Genomic DNA, 18,464 nt, shown 5'->3' with positions numbered 1-18,464 from the left:
TTGCTTAAATAAATTAAAGGGAAGGATATTTATTTTTTTATTACCATTCAGCAACCACGCCATCCTGTAAACGCCAGAGTGGATTTCGCCAGTCCGGAGCGGTTTTACTCATTTCAATGACTTTGGCTTCATCAATTTCCACACCCAGTCCCGGCTTCATTAACGGTTTAAAGAATCCGCCCTGCATCGCGAAGTCCTCCTTGTTTTTTACAAAGTCGAGGAGCTCGGCGCCCTGGTTATAGTGAATGCCCATACTTTGCTCCTGGAAGACGGCGTTATAGGAAACAAAGTCAACGTGCAAACAGGCAGCAAGGGCAATCGGACCCAGCGGGCAGTGTGGAGCCAGCGAGACGTCATAGGCTTCAGCCATTGCGGCAATTTTAACGCATTCGGTAATACCGCCCGCGTGGGACAGGTCGGGTTGCAAAATAGCCAGGCCGCCGGCTTCCAGCACGCGCTTGAACTCAAAGCGGGAATACATGCGTTCACCGGCGGCAATCGGAATGGCGGTCTGCGCCGCCAGCCGGGGATAATATTCTGCCTGCTCCGCCAGGACCGGTTCTTCAATAAATAGCGGGCGATATGGCTCCAGTTCTTTAATCAGCACTTTCGCCATCGGCGCGCTGACCCGACCGTGGAAGTCCAGTCCAAACTCAATCTGATTACCGAAGGCTTCACGAATTTGCGCTACGGTGTTCACCGCTGCATCCACTGCGCGGGAGCTGTCGATCATGCCCATCTCTTCACAGCCGTTCAGCTTAAAGGTGTCAAAACCGATCGCACGTAGCCGATTGATGCCGTCAATGACATCCGCCGGGCGATCGCCGCCCACCCAGCTGTAGGCTTTCATTTTGTCGCGCACCTGCCCGCCCAACAGCTGCCAGACCGGCGCATTCAGTACTTTGCCTTTGATATCCCACAGGGCCTGGTCAATGCCGGCAATCGCACTCATCAGGATCGGGCCGCCGCGATAAAACCCCGCGCGATACATCACCTGCCACAAATCGTTAATGCGTGCCGGGTCCTGACCAATCAGGTAATCGCCCAACTCGTGTACGGCCGCTTCCACCGTGCGGGCACGCCCTTCAATAACCGGTTCGCCCCAGCCCACCACGCCCTCATCCGTTTCGATCTTCAGAAACATCCATCGCGGGGGCAAACGCCAGGTCGTGATTTTGGTAATCTTCATTGCACTGCCTCTCTATACGCTTTAACAAATGCCGCCGCCTGCCGTGCGGTCTGCGCCGCAGGCTGACCGGCGCGATACAGGTCGCTACCCAGCCCGGCACCGGCGCAGCCCGCGCCGATCCACTGCGCCAGATTTGCCGGCGTAACGCCACCCACGGCAAATACGGGCACGTCGGGGGGCAGGACCGCTTTCAGCGCCTTGATATAATCCGGACCGAACGCCGATGACGGAAAAATTTTCAGCCCGTGCGCGCCCGCCTCCAGCGCGGTGAAAGCCTCGGTGGCGGTGGCACAGCCGGGGTAGACCGTCATGCCGTGTTCCACCGCACGGCAGATCACCCCGGGATGCGTATTCGGCGTGACGATCAGGCGGCAGCCTATCGCCGCCAGTGCGTCGACCTGCTCCGGCTGAAGTACGGTACCTCCACCCACCCGCGCTCTGCTGCCAAACTCCTCCACGATAGTGGTGAGACTTTGCTGCCAGCGCGGGGAATTCAGCGGAATTTCAACCATGTCAAAACCGGCTTCGATCACCGCCCCAACATGCTCCGGCGCTTCTTCCGGCGTGATACCGCGCAATATAGCGATAAGCGGTAGTTCAGATTGCCACTGCATAAGCGATGCTCCTTATTCCTGCCTGAAATGCCGTGTCGCCCTCTACCACCGTGACGTTTCGTCCGATGGCGTCCAGCGCCTGCCGATAGCGTGCGGCCAGATTCGCTCCCGCTACCAGCGTCATGGCCTGCTGGCCGGAGTACAGAGTGGCCATCGCAGCCACTTCGGCGCCGATCAGCACGCCGGATAAAAACTCGCTGACCTGCTCGCGCGGCAGTGCGCCAAGCACGTACGCAGCGCGAACTTCAAACAGCGTCGGCAGCACGGCAGGATCGTTCAGGCCACGCGTCAGCCCCTCGCTAAAAGCCTGCGGGGCGATGACCTGCGGAGGCAGGCCCGCGCCCACCAGCGTATGGCGCAGCAGAACATCGTGCAGTTCACCGGTCATCTGGGTACGAAAATCGTTGATGCAGTCGCTGTCGGCCTGTACCCATTTACTGTGGGTGCCCGGAAGGACGTAAAGAGAGGATGGGGCCAGCTGATACGCGCCAAGAAGCTGCGTTTCTTCCCCGCGCATGACGTTATGGTTGTCGCTACGGTTGACGCTCAGACCGGGAACGATCCACACCGGGCCGGTAACGTGGGTTAACCGTTCCCCGATACCGTTAAGCGTCACCGGTAAAGGCAGATAGGGAGCCTCTTTCCAGCCGACGTTGCTCCCGACCATGCCCGCCATGATTATCGGCGTGTCTCTGTCGCACCAACCGTGGGTCAACTCCGCTAACACCGCCTGCGGGGTTTGACCATTCAGGCGCGTAATGCCCTGTTGCGAATGCCTGCTTTGTGTTGCTGTGCCGTTCTGGCAGAGCCAGGCACGCAGGTTGGTCGAACCCCAGTCAATGGCGATGTAGCGAGATGTCATGTAATTTCCTTTAGCCTTCGTGTTGAGCTGGCGATCATCGTCAGCGCCGCCTGTTCTGCCGCATCGCTGTCCTGATGGCGAATGGCATCAAACAGTGTTTTATGTTCCTGGAGCGTTTTTGGCATATTGGCCTCATCGCCCATCCAGGTACGTTCAAATACGGCCCGCTGTAGCGAACTGATGGCCACACCCAGCTGCTGTAGCACCGGGTTGTGTACGGCGGCGAGTACCGCTTCGTGATAGCGAATATCCGCTTCATTAAATGCATCCCGATCCTGGTTGTTGGCGATCATCTCATTGAGCGCCAGTTCGATTTGAGCCAGGTCGCTGGAAGTGGCTCTCTCCGCCGCCCAGCGGGCAATAGAGGGCTCTACCAGGTTTCGCACTTCGCTCATCGCGCCAATCAGTCGCGGGTCGTAGTCCTGTTCCAGCACCCACTGCAATACATCTGTATCGAGATAGTTCCACTGGTTGCGCGGTGCCACGTAGGCGCCGCGATAGCGCTTCACTTCAATCAGCCGTTTCGCCATCAGCGAACGGAACACTTCGCGAATGATGTTGCGTGAGGTTTCAAACTCTTCACACAGCTCGGCCTCTGCCGGTAGCGATGCACCTGGCACATACTTTCCGCCGACGATCTGTCGGCCCAGTTCCACAATCAGGCGGTCGGTTTTATTCAGGGTCATGGTGTGTCCTTTGAGTCGTTGTCCCGAGTTACTTTACCCTGAATGCCCGTTTTTCCCTCACGATTGCAGTACAAACGTGATCGTGTTCGCCTTATCATGCGCCAGATTGTAGTACTAATCATTAAAATTGTACTACAATCTGGATCACAAAAAGAGCAATTGCTATTGGAGATTCGCCCTCGGCTGACGGAGATATGTCCGTGATGGAGCAAGGCATGTTTGCCGTTGTTTTAGTACGGGGAAAGATAAAGATGGGGAAAATTAGAGAATTACCGCGATCGCAGCCACTTTCTGGCTGAAGCGGCAAGGCGTGAGCTGTTAGCCGGATACTGAGATCCGGCATCCGGCATGTTACTCCCTGTCTACCAGCAGCAACGTGCCATAGCTGCCCGGCGGCACCCGATGTGTTGCTCCTGCCGGGATCAGATAATAGTCGCCGGCGCTGAGCAAGACGGTCTTATCCCCGACGATAAGCGGCATTTCACCGTCGATAACCACCAGCAGTTCATCAAATTCGGCGTGGGATTCTTCAGGAATCCCCTCGCCGCCCATTTTGATCAGTTTGATATTGGCATTGCCGACGCTGCCGAGGAGGGTTGACCGCCAGACGGCGGGTAAATCTGCGGCCAGCATTGCCAGGTTTCCGTGACTCACCGCGTGCTCCTTTTGCTGAGTAAAACGCTATCACTACCCTGTTTCTGTCCGAACGCAAATTCGTCATTGTTCTAAGCTATGCCGCCGCCGCGAGCGAGCAGCCAGCCGGTGAACCATTAACCGTCCGGCAAGAGAACCGTCAGCCTGCAAAAGAACGGTCAGTCTGCGAGCGAATAGCCAGCCAGGCCGCGCCGCGCATACCGCTGCTGTCGCCGTGCTGCGCCACCACGATCGGAGTGAGGAACCGGTCGGTAAACACCCGCTCGCCGGTGGCTTCCGCCAGCCCCTCCAGCAGCAGCGGCTCATTCGACAGCCCGCCGCCAATCACAATGATGTTCGGATCGACGATATTAACGATCGTCGCCAGCAGCCGCGCCAGCTGGCTTTTGAAGCGTGCTATCTGCTGTAACGCCTGCGGATCGCCCTGCTGCGCCAGCCGGATAATCTCCGGGGCCGTACGCGGCTCGCCGCTCAGCCGGAAGTAACGCTCCGCCAGCCCGGTGCCGGAAACAAATGACTCCACGCAGTTCTGCCTGCCGCAGTAGCAGATGGCCAGCGGGCCATCCTGCCGTTCAGCGTAGTCCGGCAGGGTGATATGACCGCACTCCGCCGCGTTGCCCCACGCTCCGGTAAATATCTGTTGCTTCACCGACATTCCGCCGCCGCAGCCGGTGCCAAGGGTGATGCCGAATACCACCTCTGCGCCCTTTCCTGCACCATCGCAGGCTTCCGACAGTGCAAAGCAGTTAGCATCGTTGGCAATCACCACCGCAGTATCCAGACGCTGCTCCAGATCGGTTTTCAGATCCTGGCCGTTAAGCACCAGAATATTGGAGTTTTTGATTTTGCCACTGGCGGGGGAAATACCGCCGGGTAGTGCAATACCCATCGATAATGGCTGCTGGCTCTGCACACGTATTTCCGCCACGAAATCGCACAGCTCATCAATAAATGCCGGATAGTCGATTTTTACTGTTGTACGTCGGTAGCGGGCTATTTCCTCGCCCGTGGCATTCATCACCACCGCCGCCATTTTGGTGCCGCCAATATCCAGACCGAGATAATGCATAATGCCCCCTGCTGTGAAATACATCCCCGTGCGTCACCGTTATTCAGGCAGCAAGCGTCCTGCACTGATAAACAGCGCGCACGGGAAAGCGGTTATTTTAATTAGAAGTGATATTTAAATCTTACGCGAGCGCCGTAGCGATCTTTATCGTCACCCTGCTCGTTATCCATGCTCAGTCGGGACCAGTAGGCGCCTAAATAAACATCGAAGTTATCCATTTCCATCACGTTGCGAATACGGTATGAGGCATGCACGGTGTGAATATCATATTTACCCAGAATAACCTCATCGGCATTAACGATGTCGGTATTAGCGAAATTAAATTTCTGCACGTCGTTTTTCGCGTAAATATAGCCCAGCTCAAAATCATGCCACAGGGCGTTGGTTCCGGCGCTGAAGTCTTTCTCGTCGGTGGCATCCAGATAGGCGGTGCTGAGGTTAAATACTACCCCATCGTCCGGATTAGATTTTTGCCCGTTCCAGCTGAAGGTGGCACCGTAGCCGTTGCGTTTTGACTGGTCGTTAAAGTTGCCGTTAGCATCATTGTAGCCGTAGGCATTGCTGACCACGTTGGTTTCCATGGCGATGGCGGCGGTGACGTCATTTACCGTATAGGCAACGATCGGACGCAGATAGATGACGTTCTTTTTATTTTCCAGCGCGTTGCCGTGATAGGCCTGATCCTGGAACAGTTTGGTGCCGTCGCTGGCGAAGGTGTTCAGCTCAAAGTAGAACGGCCCGCTCGTTTTGCTCAGCTGGATCGCGCCACCGGCGCTGCTGCGGCCACGGCCCTCTTTCATCATATAGATGTAGCCGAAGCCGTCGTCGTAGAGGTTGTTTGCCGTATTACCGGAATACTCAATCAGCGTATCCTGGTTAAGCGGGAACATATCGAAGGCTTCATAGCGCCCCACTTTCACCTTCCAGTCTTTTTCCTGACCGAAGAAGAAGGCGGCATCGTCAAGATTCATATTGCCGGAGAGATCGGCCAGCGGCTGGACGGTGAATCCGGCAAATTTATTATTCGCCACGCTGCGATAGCCGTCCACGCCGAGTAAAATACGGCCATTGACGTCCCAGCGCTCGGTATTTCCGGCGTTCCAGTTATTGCCTGAATTCGTACGCAGCGACGTTAACTGGCCGGTCTTACTCGCGGCATCCACGTTAAACTCCACGTCGCCATAAAACTTCAGGCTGCCTTCCGGCGTATCCACGGTGATTGCAGAAAGAGCCGGAACGGAAAACAGGAATAGACTACAGAGATAATGATTAAATTTCATTATTAATTCCTTTCTTATTTTAATCGGATTGGGTTTTTATTATTTAATTTGCCATCAACATTTATGACTCTGCCTTTCTTTTTTTAGATGAAATACCTCCCGGATAAACACATGAAATCGGCAAAGGTGCCGGACGCACTTAATTTATCGATAATGTCATCATCGAGAATATTGGTTAGATAGTCGTAAATAATCATACTATCGACAAAGGCGTCTTCACTGATTGCCAGCATGAACACTAATTTCACCACTTTCCCCGCATCCCATTCGATGCCCTGTGGGAATACCGCCACGGTCACCTGGGTGGTGGAGGCCACCAGCCCCATCGGGTGAGGAATAGCGATTTTATCCGCCAGCAGCGTGGAGGCGTGCGCTTCACGCTCCACCACCGACGGCAAGTAGCGGGCATCAACCTTGCCGGTGGACTCCAGCCGCCGGGCAAGAAACTCAATCAGCGAGTCTTTGTTATGTTCGGACTGCTCGAAAATAAAGAAATGCGCCGGTGAGAAATAGTTCATCACCGTATCTGCCGGGGAGCGATGATTGGTCAGGTAGTATTTGATGTTCTCCAGCTGCCAGCGCTCCGGCAGCGCGGGCAGATTAATCACCTTTCGGTTTTTCTCCACCACCGGCACCATGCTGATCACCACGTCCTCGGCGATGTTTTCCATCGCCTGATACTGCTGAACGGAGATTGGCTCGCCAATCGCCATATTGGGATACATACGCACGATCCGCTGGCTAACGATCCGCGTAGAGGCCATGCCCTGATCGCTGACGATCAGCGCGCTGATCGCACTGCCCTGGTGCTGATAGAGGGTATCCTCCAGCACCGCGCCAATGTGCATCACCAGATAACCGATCTCATCGTCGCTCAGCTTGCCGGTGAAAAAATTATCCAGCTCGCTGAAGGCGGTCAGGGTCATTTCGTACATCAGCGGATAGTGGCGCTTAATCTGATCCAGCAGCGGGTTGATAATGGTGATGCCGTGATTCACCCGGGTGCGCATCGCCTTAATGTGATTCAGCAGGTTCTTTTTCGACTGCTCGTCGTAGCTGACGTCGCAGTACCAGACGGAACTGACGTAGCTTAAGAAATGGTTCATCACCGTCAGTTCCGCATCGTAGCAGCGATCCGGCAGATCGCTGTCGCCGCTAACCGAGCAGAAGGCCGCCAGGTTCATCGCCATATAGTTAACTTCGCCCGGCGGTACGCTGCCGGATTGATCCGCCAGCAGCAGTTGCAGAACCTGGCGCGCAATGGGCTTCCACAGCGTGTCGCACTGGTTAAAATCGTAATCCAGCAGCCAGTTGCCGCCGCGTATTCTTTCCAGCGCAATGCCGCAGCAGAGCGTAAAAGAACGCAGATTCACATCGCTGAAGCGCAGCTGGTTATTCACCAGCAGCTGGCTTAGCGCATTTTTGATTTCGGAGAAGGCGCTTTCGCAGGCAAACAGCTCGCGGTAATCGCTTTCCGTTTCCGTTGAGCGCAGTAGGTGATCGTAGATGCAGCGGCGGATATTCACTTCATCCCCGGCGATCCTTAATCGTTCGTTCCCCACCGCGTTCACCGCAATCTGATAGAAAGAGAAGTGGCGTTTCAGCAGCGCCACGTCGTTTTTCAGGCTGTAGATGCTGATAAACCAGTCCGACTCCAGCTCTTCCAGCGCCACGTATCCCTGCTGACGCAGCAGCAGCGCCATCAGCTGCTTTCTGCGATCCGCCGCGGATCGGGTCTGGTTGACCGGCCTGTCGGACTCTTCCAGCAGGGCGTGATAGCTGGCGGGGTCGTCGCATTTCACTTCAAACCCCGTTTTGCGATCGTATAAGAGACTGATGCCGTAGCGGGGGATGATATCGCTTAACTCTTTCAGATCGCTGCGGATGGTGCGCGTTGACACGTTCATCTCTTTGGCAAGAAACGCCTGCGTCGCCGGACCTTTGGCAATCTGTACGAAAATATCTCTGACCCGTTTATTGGTGAACAGTCTCATATTTCTCTCTTAATCCCTGGTGATATACAGCGTCTGAACATCATTTTGTTGCAGCTGCTGGCGTACCGGCATCGGCGTACGTTCATCCAGCATCACCGGGCGGGCATTCGCCAGATCCGGCAGAGCGACGGCCTGCTCCAGCTGCGGGTTATACACCCTGACGATGTAGCCCTCTTCCTGTTCGGCGCATTTCACCGTACTGACCAGCGCATCGTTCTCGCCGTGCGGCAGGCTGAACAGACTCAGCGTTTCCGGATAGTCGCGCACTTCATCGTTCAGGCAGAAGCGCAGACGCCCGTTGAGGAAATCGCTGTCCTGATACACCGGGAAGGTGGTCAGCAGCTGCTTCGACACCCTTGCGTGCTGCCCCTGGTTGAAGCTGCCGCTGTGGATACGCCAGCCGAAGCTAAACGAGAGCGATCCCAGCAGCTGAGCATCCGGCGTGGCAATCACCGACTCGCCGGAGGCGCGTCCTGGCCGGTACAGCAGGTTTTCTTTGCCCATATAGCCGAAGGTGCGGAACAGCGTTACGGCGATGGTATCAAAGCCGTCACCGACGATTTCATACTCGCGCACGCCGTTGGTATGCAGGGTGAAACCGTGCTGGTCGTCGTGCAGGTTGACGTAGCTCTGCATCGGCTCGATAGCGATCGGCTTCTCGTGCCAGTTTTCCTCTTCCCACACCGCCAGCGCGTTGCTGAGCTGCACCGGCCGGGTGACCACGCCAAACAGCTGATCCGCACAGGAGACGTTGGCCAGAATATCCGTGGCGAAGTGTACGCACAGCCGATGACTCAGCACATCATTTTCCACATCCACCCTGAAGCGGATCAGATCGTCATCCTGCAGGGTGACGGTCGCCGCCACTTTCATCGGTGAACGAGCAATACCCTGCGCTCGCTCTTCCAGGCTGGCAGGCACCGAGAGCAGATACTCAAGATGCAGCGTCTGGCGCAGATCGTCCTGCTGGCGGCTGGCCTGTACCAGCGCATTCTCCGAGGTGATGAACATGTCCTGACGCGGCGGCGAATAGTTGTAGGAGTCGCCGTCGTCGCCGTTTTCCACCAGCAGCATCTGCCGCTGATAGCGTTTTCCGCTGGCCTTGTGGGTAATCGCCAGCAGGCCATTGCCCTCCACTTCAATGCGATAGGCTGCGTTTTCAATCACCGTCCCGGCATCCACCTGGCGCGGGCTGATGCCGTCGGCGGAGAAATCCAGGTGCCAGCGGGTGTAGCCCAGCGCCGGAAGATCGCGGGCGGCCACCGTCAGGCGGGTACGGAACACTTTTTCCGGGCGATGATACGGTTTGCCCGGGTTCAGGCGGATGGTCTGATTCAGCACGTACTGGGTCAGATCTTCCTGTTCTTCAATGACGCACGGCAGCGCATTGCCGTCGGCATCCCGCAGGGTGAACGGCAGGCCGGGCAGCCACGCCTCGAAGATGATCTGCTGCGTGACCGGGTTCGGCAGCGGGTTGAACACGGTAAAGCTGTAGTCGTGTTCGCGCGGGATGCGGATGCTGATCTGCCGGGTGGCCGACTCTAGCAGGTTATTTGCCAAATCGCGCGCCTGCTTATAGCGGAAGGCGATATCGCGGTTGGTGTCGTCGCTGTTGCAGCCGCCGATGCTGTCGTGTGCGGCGTTATAGAACATCAGCTTCCAGATATCCGCCACGATACGCGATGGATAGTCATGCCCCAGCCCGCGACCGATCGCCAGTACCGGTTCCAGCGTGTTGACCAGCAGCGCTTCCACTTCGTTATTCAGCAGCTTAAGGTCGGCGCGGCAGGAGAAGATGGTTTTATGCACGCGGGAGTGTTTGCCCTCGGTCAGTTCACCCTGCAATACTCGCACTTCCCCGCCTGACTCGTTTTCCACCGCCTGCACAAACTCCAGCGGGCTGCTGATTTGGTAGTGGCGGGCACTGTCACATTCATTGAACGAACGTACCAGCTCCGGCAGGTTTTCCCGTACCGGGGCCTGGTCAAAGCCGTGCGGATAAAGCAGATGCTGGCGCGTGCTGCGGGCTTCGATCGGTGCCATTTTCTCGTCGAGAAACGCCTTCATGGTCGCCGGCGTTTCGTCGATCAGGCCGCCATAGTGGTAGCCCCACGGCATCTGTACGGCAAAGACCTTATCGCCGTTATCACCCTGCCAGAGAAACTCGGTTTCATGCAGAGTATTATCGGCAATGCCGCGCCAGAACAGCGCGTGGCGGATGCCGAACTGGCGATAAATCTGCGGCATGTTGCCGCCCTGGCCAAAGCAGTCCGGCACGTAGCCGAGCGGCAGGCTGTGACCGGCCTCTGCGGCAATACGCTGACCGTAATACAGGTTGCGCACTACGGACTCCTGATGGATCACCAGCTGGTCGGTCTGGGTGTACCACGGGCCGGTAATCAGGCGCTGTTCGGCAATCAGATGATGCAGGCGGTCGCGATCTTTCGGTGCCCACTGCAGATAGCTTTCAATCAGCGAGCTTTGCGCATCCAGCAGGTAGCTGGGGAAATCCGGGTTATCTTCCAGCACGCGCAGCACATTTTTAATATGGCTGAACAGGTAAATACGCGAGCGCGAGGTGGTGAAGTACCACTCCTGGTCCCAGTGCGTGTGGGTATAAACATGTACGGTTTTCTTGTTCATTACATCGTCCCTAAACCACTCGGGTCATTAATCAAATTTGATTTCGATACTGTCCGCAGCAAAGTCATCGGCCTGCGCGCTTCCCGTCGGTTCATCGTTAAAGTTGACCAGCAGGTTGGCGCCGAAGGCGATAACCAGCGTGCCGACCAGCGCACCGGCGAAGTAGGCCCAGGCGTTGCCGACGGTAAACCCGCCGTACAGCCCGCCCAGCGGCGGCATAATCGGATAGGCTTTCAGCAGGGCCACGGTCATGGCACCAGCGATACCGGCAAAAACGTTAAGCGGGATCAGGCGTGCCGGGTTTTTCAGCGTAAAGGGGATCGCCCCTTCGGAGATGCCGAGGATTCCCATAATCACCGAGCCGTTGCCGGCCTCTTTCAGCGTCTGGCTGTAGTTAGCCGGGCGCAGGAAACGTGCGGCGGCATAGCCCAGCGGCGGGATAATAATCGCCACGTTGACCAGGATGGCGGGCAGATACACGCCGCTGAGGAACAGCACATTCGCCGTACCCCACGCCGCTTTATTCACCGGGCCGCCGAGGTCGAAGCAGATCATGCCGCCGAGCACCGCCGCCAGTACCACGGTACTGGTGCCATCTTTGGTCATCTCCTGCACCCAGGACATCAGCGAACTGTTCAGCCAGCTCAGGGCATCGCCCAGCAGCAGCAGCATGACCAGCACCTGCAGGCCAACGGTGATAAACGGCAGGATAATTAACGGCACCGAGGTCGCCGCCGAGCCGGTGATCCGTACTTTGCGCGCCACCCAGTCGGAGGAGTAGCCCGCCAGCAGGCCACCGATTGCCGCGCCGAGAAAGCCGGAACCGGTGATGGAGGCGATCAGCCCGGCGGCAAAACCGGCCGCCAGCCCTTTTTTCCCGGCGATGGAATAGGCCACATAGGCACCGAGGATATAATTCATCAGCCCGATTATTTTGAAGCCTATTTCCTGAGTCTGATACAGCCAGTTTTTAATTCCCTGCACGTCGGCAAACTGATTAAGATCGGAAGCACCAAAGGCAATGCCGATAATTTTTGCTACGGCCACCATCAGTGAACCGGCAATAATCACCGGAAGGGCAAAGGAAATACCCGTCATCAGATGGTTCTTAATATCCACCATTATTTTTTTCATAGGATCACCAGAGTTATTTATTTTTACGTTCTTCAACGGCGGCGACGCATTTCTTAATGACTTCAGCGGCGTGGCTGACGCACTGTCCAATTTTTACCCGGATTATGACTTTCCCTTCAAAACGCTCCTCTTCTTCTATGGATCGATCGGCGGCAATCAGCACAAAATCGGCAGCACTAATGTCCGCCGGGGAAAGCTTGTTCATCATGCCCATCGCACCCTGCTGTTCCACTTTGACGTTGTGGCCCAGCTTTGCGCCCTCTTTTTCCAGCGATTTTGCCGCCATTGGCGTATGGGCCAGGCCAGCGATGCAGGAAGTGACTCCAACAATATTCATGCGTCCTCCTCAATCACCACACGCGACTGCATGTAGTTGAACAGTTCATCTTCGCTTTTGGCATCAAACAGTTGCTGACGGAAGTCGTCCTCGACGATCTGGCTGGCCAGGCTGTTGATGATTTTCAGGTGCAGCAGCTGCGCACCGGATTCCGGCACAAACAGGCCGAAAACGATTTTTATCGGGCTGTCGTCCAGGCTTTCCCAGTCCAGCGCCTGCTGCAGGCGGATAAAGATCACCCCCGCCTCGGTCACGTTGACCGTTTTGGCATGCGGGATGGCAATCTGGCCTTCAAAGCCGGTGGAATACTGATTTTCGCGGGCCCACAGATCCGCCTCTATTTTTTCTGCATCCGCCGCCCAGCCCCGCTCAACCGCCTGCTGCGACAGAAACTGAAATATCTCCCCCTTACTACTAAAATTCTTATTCAGAAAAATGTTCTCTCTGGCAATCAACATAATTGCGACGTCTCCACTTTTGTCTTCAGCATGTCCTGGCAACATAATAAGCGGATTAACGAAAGCGAAAAGAGAACCGGTTTCCTCCGCCAGGGGGAAACCGCTTGTTATTGTGGATAATAAAATGAGACTTACTTCTCAAAAGGTGGAATAACTGTGATGTGACGCTTATTTTTGATGGGGTAATTAGTGGAAATGAATAAGGGGATTTTGTGAGGTGGGTGATATTTATTTTACAGATCGCTATGAATCGGTGAAGTGATTAACCCCGCAGCCAGAGACAAAGCCTGTACTGCCTTCGAGAGACAGCGTAGCCACGTGATGTTATAATTAAACCAACATGCGAGGGCTCTTCGATGACCAAAACAGCTAAAATCAGCGTTGCTAATCAAGTCCGCAGATTAGCTCAATCTCATAATGTTACAGCAGAACGTGACGGTTTTAGCCGTATGGCCGTAGCCATTACGCGCCTGGCCGGGGATGATGTTCAACTGGACAACATCGAACAGCTGCTGGTCAATCTTAAACGAAAAGGCATTCTGAGTAAGTCGGAAGCGCTCAGCTTTCAGGATGAGTATCTTCAGGAAAAGAAAGACTTTTATAATAAAGCTGCCGGATGATCTTCGATCCCTTCAACGATTTCGATACTGCTGGCTATCTCCGGAATCTCCGGCGGCTCAAAGATCCCGCAGAAGTGAAAAAATTTGAGCATATCTGTTTCGAACTCAGTATTGAAGATGCCTTGAACCTACTCGCCTCTCGGCAGTCAATCGACTACGAAACCGTCCTCAACGTCCATGAAATACTCTTCTCTGATTTTTATCCCTGGGCGGGTAAAGATCGTAATGAACTGGTGCCGCACTTAGCCGTTTTCAAAGGAGCCCTGCAAGACGAGAACGCCACTATTTTCGAACATCCCCACGCAATAAGAATGTCTGTCGATTACGCACTCAGGCTTGCTGCAAATAAAACCCGGTTCAAAGAGCGGCCGGGGGAAGTCATGGGGCAACTGGCATTTTCGCATCCTTTCCTGGATGGTAATGGGCGTACTATTCTGCTGGTTTTTATGGAACTCTGCTGGCGAGCTAACTTCACTATCGACTGGTCGAAAACAAATAAAGATGACTATCTTCAGGCTCTGAGTGCAGAAATCAAAGAACCATTCAAAGGCCACCTTGATCGCTATCTAAGCCCCCTGGTCGTTGAGATCGCCAGCCGAGAAAGTTGGTCGGATATGATAAGTGGAATCAAAGGATTGGATGGACTGGATAAGGAAGAGATGACTTATGAAAGTCTGGATAATCCGCAGGTGAAGCAAATATATAAAGCATATGGCACCAGATATCCCACGGAGCCAACGTCTGAAAACTCAGAAGACTGAATGATTAACTGGAAGTTACCTATACTCTTCTGAAGATATTCTTTCACTGAGGTATCCGCCATGCTAGCCAACACGCTTATCGCCCTTGTGGCGGCAATACATATCTATATCCTGATCCTGGAGATGTTTCTGTGGGATACCCCAACCGGCCGCCGGGCATTTAATCTGAGCGAGGAGTTTGCACGCAGCACCCGCGTGCTGGCGGCAAATCAGGGACTGTACAACGGCTTTCTGGCCGCCGGTCTGCTGTGGGGGCTGTGGCTTGGCGAGGGCGGATTCCAGTTTAAGCTGTTTTTCCTCAGCTGCTTGATGATTGCCGGCATCTACGGGGCAGCTACCGCCCGCCGGAAGATCCTTTACGTGCAGTCGATTCCGGCTTTGATTGCGCTGGCGGCGCTGTTGTATGGCTAATGCGCCCTGCTCCGTAATCCCACTTTCCGCATGTTACTTATCCATGTTCCAAACTTTCTAAGCGCTATCACAACTCTGTTTTAAATCCATCAACTGCGCTGTTTGTCGCGCATCCGTTGTGTCATGTTATTTACTGTTATCGGTAACAGTAAACGCTGCCTGCCGCTAAAAAGACCGTGGAGTGCCTGAAGGTGATGTGTCTATGGGTAGCAATCCATCGTCGCTAAATAAACGTTATTTGATACCAGGATGCCCAATGAATAAAAACGTCAAACTATCGCAAAAACGTTGGCTCTATTTAATGCCGATAATATTCATTACCTACAGTCTTGCCTATCTTGACCGCGCCAACTACGGTTTTGCCGCCGCGGCCGGTATTGATAAAGATCTGGGGATTACCAAGAATATTTCATCGCTGATAGGTGCCCTGTTCTTCCTCGGCTACTTCTTTTTTCAGGTTCCCGGCGCGGTTTATGCCGTAAAACGCAGCGTCCGCAAGCTGGTGTTTGTCAGTCTGCTGCTGTGGGGAGCACTGGCTGCCGCTACCGGACTGGTGGCGAATATTCCGATGCTGATGATTATCCGCTTTACGCTCGGCGTGGTGGAAGCTGCGGTGATGCCGGCGATGCTGATCTTTATCAGCAACTGGTTTACCAAAGGTGAGCGCTCGCGGGCCAATACGTTCCTGATACTCGGCAATCCGGTGACCGTGCTGTGGATGTCGATTCTTTCCGGCTATCTGATCCAGGCCTGGGGCTGGCGCGAGATGTTTATCATCGAAGGTATCCCGGCGGTTGCCTGGGCCTTTTTCTGGTGGTGGGCGGTGCGCGATAAGCCGTCACAGGTGTCGTGGCTGTCAGCGAGTGAGAAGCGCGACTTAGAACAGGCGATGGTCGCCGAACAGCAGGACATCAAGCCGGTAAAAAATTACCGCGAAGCCTTCACCTCGCGCAACGTGATCTGCCTGTGCCTGGTGCACGTATTCTGGAGCATTGGCGTGTACGGCTTCATGATGTGGATGCCGTCGATTATTAAGGCAGGGGCCAATCGCGATATCGTCTCCGTTGGCTGGCTGGCCGCCGTGCCTTACCTGGCGGCGATCGTGCTGATGCTGATCGTCTCAACGCTGTCTGACAAAATTCAGAACCGCAAACTGTTTGTCTGGCCGCTGCTGCTGGTCGCGGGACTGGCGTTTACCGGTTCGTGGCTGCTGGGCAGTGATTCATTCTGGATCTCCTACGGGCTGTTGATTCTTGCTGCCGCCTGTATATACGCGCCTTACGGTCCGTTCTTTGCGCTGATCCCCGAACTTCTGCCAAAAAGCGTGGCCGGTGTCTCAATGGGCCTGATCAACAGCTTTGGCGCGCTGGGTGCCTTTACCGGTGCCTGGCTGGTGGGATTACTGAACGGCCTGACCGGTAATCCGAGCCTGTCGTTTGTGCTGATGGCGGTATCGCTGTTTGTTTCGGTGGCGATCATGTATTCGGTGCGTCCGCAGACAAAGCAGGATGGTAAGTCGGTAACGGCGATTGGGGCTAAGGCTTGATGGTTTAGCCGATACTCTGATTCGAATAAACGAAAAACCACCCTCAGGGGTGGTTTTTTTGCGTCTGGGTTGTTTAGCTGAATGGGTGTTTATCGACAGGGTATGGCGTTAAGGGCATACGAAACCGAACACCATATGGCTGCAAATACACGCAAAATTAACGCACTTTAGAGTATTCACGACACAAATACGACGCAGGGATAAAATCAGGGAGTATTGAGAATAGCTTAATGACTTGAAAATTAATGGCCCTACAGGATTCAACATTAACACCTAACAGATTGTAATTAATGTTATTTTTAACATTCGATTTATCTACATACCCCCAAATGTACCCCCAAATGTTTTTGTGTGGCCCTTTTGGACCCATTTATCGCACCACGAGGCATGTCCACCAACAGCTCTTAAGGTGACTCGCCTGAGACTGCGTATCTGTTTCTCTAGTGGCATATGGCTTACCTTTTATTCCTGTCCGCGTAGGCGTCACCACACTCCCGGGCGGCCTGCTCGATTAGCTGGACCGTAATCGAATAGTTGCTCCGACTTTCTGCCTGTGCGGCCATCATGTCCAGCGACCGCAGCCGATAGGCTTTGTTGGCGATCGGAATGGTCGAGAACTCTTTCACGAAAGCCGATAAAGCGTGGATGAAGGAAATTTATAGCGCATGGCAGAGATAGAAAAAAATTAATAAGAAGCGCTATCTAAAGAACAGTTTCTTTATTTGGATTTGCCCATTCAAAATATTCCATGCCTCAGAGTTGCCATCTTCAAAATGATGCTGAACTAAGCCCGATAGCATATCAGCAAATTGCAGGCTCAAACATTGATCGCTAGGCATAGGATTGGTGGTTAACAGAGTCTGAACCCCACGTTCAAACCAAAGTTGGGTAAGAAGGTAGTCGTGTAAACTATTACCGCTTTGTACTTTTATAGAACGTGGGTCGGGTACAAATGTGACGTTATCGTACCGACTCATTTCATCAATTAATGACAAGCATATCATGTAGTTATATAGTTTGTTAGCATCACTACGTATATGCTGCTGAACATTCTCTTTTTTGACCGTTATGGAATGATAGTTGATACTTTGGGGGTTACTTTGCAGGAGCTCTAATGCCTTCTGAGCAAAAAAATTTCGCTCGATCTGGTTCATGTCAGACCATTTTTTCTCGACTTTAGTATCCCACTTAAACTTTTTATATAGTTTACGTATAACTCGCTTGGGATAGTCCTTGGCCGCGGGCGAAACAGCTAAACTTGAAATTGTGAGATGACGGCTAGAACCACCGGCGCGATAAGGACGATCGAAACTCCAGCCTAAATCGCCACTTTCATCGAGATAAACTATAAGTGAAGGCATGTGGGAATTTTTATTCAGAAGTGGTGTGCGAACCCTGGGCTGACGTTCTTACATAACGCTTACGATACTTTTTCAAGCGTCGCAGTTAACCAGGCTTTACTCGCACAACCTCAATGTTATACATGGGATCATGATATGTCAATCGCTTAAAAGAATCTACACAAGTCTGGTAGGGTCTCCGGACGTCTTCATTGTGGGTTCGCTCTTAGTCTTGGATATCCAATTGATAGTACATTTAGTCTTTCATTTTTTGTCTTAAGCGCTTGTTCTAAGCCGATGAGGGAGTGCCTGTTGAGCGGCTCTCCGCTCTTTTTGGCAAGGCTGAGCATGATCAATTCTATTGTCTGCCTGTCTAAGATGTGGGTGTGTCGGTGAGTCGCATACGGCTCAGGTACGCATCAGAATGTGCCTTTTCGCTGCGTACCTCACTGCGTACCAGCTCAATGCGTACCGCCGCCGGCCAGAGAAGCCTGTACCCTCCTGACCTGATCTGCAGGGTTGTGATTCGCTTACCCGACTGCGCAGTTTGGGGGCTTCATGCTACGCAATCCCGGGGGGCAAGCGGGTACTGCTTTGCCGCGCTGGCCGGGAGAAATGGCGATGACACTGGCGCATCGATGTTGCTGCGAACTGAAGTTTTATGAAGGGGGGATTATCGACTGCGCAGATGAGTATGCCAGTTCACGCCACGGGTGTTTCTCTCTATATAAGCAGAAAGGTGTTGGTTCGGTTGGTTCAGTTGGTTCAATTTGTAAAGACGACTGTTTTAACTGATTATTTTCTGAAAAACTGAACCAACATAGGGGGGCGCTGAACCAACAATGAGAGACCGCGAACCAACATTT

At 53.9% G+C, this 18,464-nt stretch carries 17 protein-coding genes and 1 pseudogene; 4 read left to right on the top strand and 14 right to left on the bottom strand.

The genetic code is table 11. The features are described 5' to 3' along the window. Window positions 1–40: 40 nt before the first annotated feature. From dgoD to IBT46_RS09500, 12 genes are all read right to left on the bottom strand, one after another. Window positions 41–1,189: a galactonate dehydratase gene (gene dgoD / locus IBT46_RS09555; RefSeq protein ID WP_105590909.1), complete on the bottom strand. Its 1,149-nt coding sequence runs from the start codon at window positions 1,187–1,189 to the stop codon at window positions 41–43. Then, on the bottom strand, window positions 1,186–1,803 hold the full coding sequence (locus IBT46_RS09550) for a 2-dehydro-3-deoxy-6-phosphogalactonate aldolase (protein ID WP_200545480.1): 618 nt from the start codon (window positions 1,801–1,803) through the stop codon (window positions 1,186–1,188). Before IBT46_RS09550 ends, dgoD begins: the two co-directional genes overlap by 4 nt. Continuing rightward, a complete protein-coding gene (locus IBT46_RS09545) occupies window positions 1,787–2,665 on the bottom strand; it encodes a 2-dehydro-3-deoxygalactonokinase (RefSeq protein WP_200545479.1) in 879 nt (292 codons plus the stop codon). Before IBT46_RS09545 ends, IBT46_RS09550 begins: the two co-directional genes overlap by 17 nt. Next, a complete protein-coding gene (gene dgoR / locus IBT46_RS09540; protein ID WP_200545478.1) occupies window positions 2,662–3,351 on the bottom strand; it encodes a D-galactonate utilization transcriptional regulator DgoR in 690 nt (229 codons plus the stop codon). The genes IBT46_RS09545 and dgoR overlap by 4 nt, the downstream gene beginning before the upstream one ends. 351 nt (window positions 3,352–3,702) lie before the next feature. Beyond that, window positions 3,703–4,005: a cupin domain-containing protein gene (locus IBT46_RS09535; protein WP_370569427.1), complete on the bottom strand. Its 303-nt coding sequence runs from the start codon at window positions 4,003–4,005 to the stop codon at window positions 3,703–3,705. A gap of 139 nt (window positions 4,006–4,144) precedes the next feature. Beyond that, the gene (locus IBT46_RS09530) at window positions 4,145–5,074 is read right to left on the bottom strand and encodes an ROK family protein (protein ID WP_200545477.1); all 930 of its coding nucleotides are present in this window, start codon (window positions 5,072–5,074) and stop codon (window positions 4,145–4,147) included. 101 nt (window positions 5,075–5,175) lie between these two features. After that, entirely contained in the window at window positions 5,176–6,354 is a 1,179-nt protein-coding gene (locus IBT46_RS09525; RefSeq protein ID WP_200545476.1) for a carbohydrate porin, read from the bottom strand. A gap of 83 nt (window positions 6,355–6,437) precedes the next feature. Further along, a complete protein-coding gene (locus tag IBT46_RS09520; protein WP_200545475.1) occupies window positions 6,438–8,348 on the bottom strand; it encodes a transcription antiterminator in 1,911 nt (636 codons plus the stop codon). 9 nt (window positions 8,349–8,357) lie between these two features. Further along, window positions 8,358–10,991, bottom strand: a complete 2,634-nt coding sequence (gene mngB / locus IBT46_RS09515; protein ID WP_200545474.1) for a mannosylglycerate hydrolase — start codon at window positions 10,989–10,991, stop codon at window positions 8,358–8,360. A gap of 27 nt (window positions 10,992–11,018) precedes the next feature. Further along, window positions 11,019–12,125, bottom strand: coding sequence for a PTS fructose transporter subunit IIC (locus IBT46_RS09510; RefSeq protein ID WP_200545473.1), 1,107 nt, complete (start codon window positions 12,123–12,125; stop codon window positions 11,019–11,021). 13 nt (window positions 12,126–12,138) lie between these two features. Beyond that, window positions 12,139–12,462 carry a PTS fructose transporter subunit IIB gene (locus IBT46_RS09505; protein WP_105590900.1) on the bottom strand — a complete coding sequence of 108 codons (324 nt, stop codon included), beginning with the start codon at window positions 12,460–12,462 and terminating at the stop codon, window positions 12,139–12,141. Next, entirely contained in the window at window positions 12,459–12,920 is a 462-nt protein-coding gene (locus tag IBT46_RS09500; RefSeq protein ID WP_200545472.1) for a PTS sugar transporter subunit IIA, read from the bottom strand. Before IBT46_RS09500 ends, IBT46_RS09505 begins: the two co-directional genes overlap by 4 nt. A 356-nt stretch (window positions 12,921–13,276) precedes the next feature. On the opposite strand from IBT46_RS09500, the gene IBT46_RS09495 reads away from it, so the two are divergent. The 4 genes from IBT46_RS09495 (at window position 13,277) to IBT46_RS09480 (ending at window position 16,258) form a co-directional block, all read left to right on the top strand. Beyond that, window positions 13,277–13,540, top strand: a complete 264-nt coding sequence (locus tag IBT46_RS09495) for a hypothetical protein (protein WP_200545530.1) — start codon at window positions 13,277–13,279, stop codon at window positions 13,538–13,540. Next, entirely contained in the window at window positions 13,537–14,301 is a 765-nt protein-coding gene (locus IBT46_RS09490) for a Fic family protein (RefSeq protein ID WP_200545471.1), read from the top strand. The genes IBT46_RS09495 and IBT46_RS09490 overlap by 4 nt, the downstream gene beginning before the upstream one ends. A 60-nt stretch (window positions 14,302–14,361) precedes the next feature. Further along, window positions 14,362–14,712 carry a DUF1304 domain-containing protein gene (locus tag IBT46_RS09485; protein WP_200545470.1) on the top strand — a complete coding sequence of 117 codons (351 nt, stop codon included), beginning with the start codon at window positions 14,362–14,364 and terminating at the stop codon, window positions 14,710–14,712. Window positions 14,713–14,968: 256 nt separating this feature from the next. Then, entirely contained in the window at window positions 14,969–16,258 is a 1,290-nt protein-coding gene (locus tag IBT46_RS09480) for an MFS transporter (RefSeq protein ID WP_234480045.1), read from the top strand. 461 nt (window positions 16,259–16,719) lie between these two features. Here IBT46_RS09480 and IBT46_RS09475 read toward each other — a convergent pair. Beyond that, window positions 16,720–16,893 (bottom strand): annotated as a pseudogene (locus tag IBT46_RS09475) (DUF2280 domain-containing protein); the annotation flags it as partial. A 63-nt stretch (window positions 16,894–16,956) separates the two neighbouring features. After that, on the bottom strand, window positions 16,957–17,619 hold the full coding sequence (locus IBT46_RS09470; RefSeq protein WP_200545469.1) for a DUF3800 domain-containing protein: 663 nt from the start codon (window positions 17,617–17,619) through the stop codon (window positions 16,957–16,959). Window positions 17,620–18,464: the final 845 nt, after the last annotated feature.

The organism is Erwinia sp. S38, assembly GCF_016624545.1.
Taxonomy (GTDB): Bacteria; Pseudomonadota; Gammaproteobacteria; order Enterobacterales; family Enterobacteriaceae; genus Erwinia; species Erwinia coffeiphila.
Note: the sequence above shows the minus strand (reverse complement) of the source record. Positions and strands in the feature narration are given on the sequence as shown.

Excerpts from the sequence above, each read along its gene's own strand:
- IBT46_RS09545 (WP_200545479.1), bottom strand. The coding sequence starts at position 2,665 with ATGACATCTCGCTACATCGCCATTGACTGGGGTTCGACCAACCTGCGT.
- IBT46_RS09525 (WP_200545476.1), bottom strand. The coding sequence starts at position 6,354 with ATGAAATTTAATCATTATCTCTGTAGTCTATTCCTGTTTTCCGTTCCG.
- IBT46_RS09485 (WP_200545470.1), top strand. The coding sequence starts at position 14,362 with ATGCTAGCCAACACGCTTATCGCCCTTGTGGCGGCAATACATATCTAT.
- mngB (WP_200545474.1), bottom strand. The coding sequence starts at position 10,991 with ATGAACAAGAAAACCGTACATGTTTATACCCACACGCACTGGGACCAG.
- dgoD (WP_105590909.1), bottom strand. The coding sequence starts at position 1,189 with ATGAAGATTACCAAAATCACGACCTGGCGTTTGCCCCCGCGATGGATG.
- IBT46_RS09500 (WP_200545472.1), bottom strand. The coding sequence starts at position 12,920 with ATGTTGATTGCCAGAGAGAACATTTTTCTGAATAAGAATTTTAGTAGT.
- IBT46_RS09495 (WP_200545530.1), top strand. The coding sequence starts at position 13,277 with ATGACCAAAACAGCTAAAATCAGCGTTGCTAATCAAGTCCGCAGATTA.
- IBT46_RS09480 (WP_234480045.1), top strand. The coding sequence starts at position 14,969 with ATGAATAAAAACGTCAAACTATCGCAAAAACGTTGGCTCTATTTAATG.
- IBT46_RS09505 (WP_105590900.1), bottom strand. The coding sequence starts at position 12,462 with ATGAATATTGTTGGAGTCACTTCCTGCATCGCTGGCCTGGCCCATACG.
- IBT46_RS09520 (WP_200545475.1), bottom strand. The coding sequence starts at position 8,348 with ATGAGACTGTTCACCAATAAACGGGTCAGAGATATTTTCGTACAGATT.
- IBT46_RS09470 (WP_200545469.1), bottom strand. The coding sequence starts at position 17,619 with ATGCCTTCACTTATAGTTTATCTCGATGAAAGTGGCGATTTAGGCTGG.
- IBT46_RS09550 (WP_200545480.1), bottom strand. The coding sequence starts at position 1,803 with ATGCAGTGGCAATCTGAACTACCGCTTATCGCTATATTGCGCGGTATC.
- IBT46_RS09510 (WP_200545473.1), bottom strand. The coding sequence starts at position 12,125 with ATGAAAAAAATAATGGTGGATATTAAGAACCATCTGATGACGGGTATT.
- IBT46_RS09530 (WP_200545477.1), bottom strand. The coding sequence starts at position 5,074 with ATGCATTATCTCGGTCTGGATATTGGCGGCACCAAAATGGCGGCGGTG.
- dgoR (WP_200545478.1), bottom strand. The coding sequence starts at position 3,351 with ATGACCCTGAATAAAACCGACCGCCTGATTGTGGAACTGGGCCGACAG.
- IBT46_RS09490 (WP_200545471.1), top strand. The coding sequence starts at position 13,537 with ATGATCTTCGATCCCTTCAACGATTTCGATACTGCTGGCTATCTCCGG.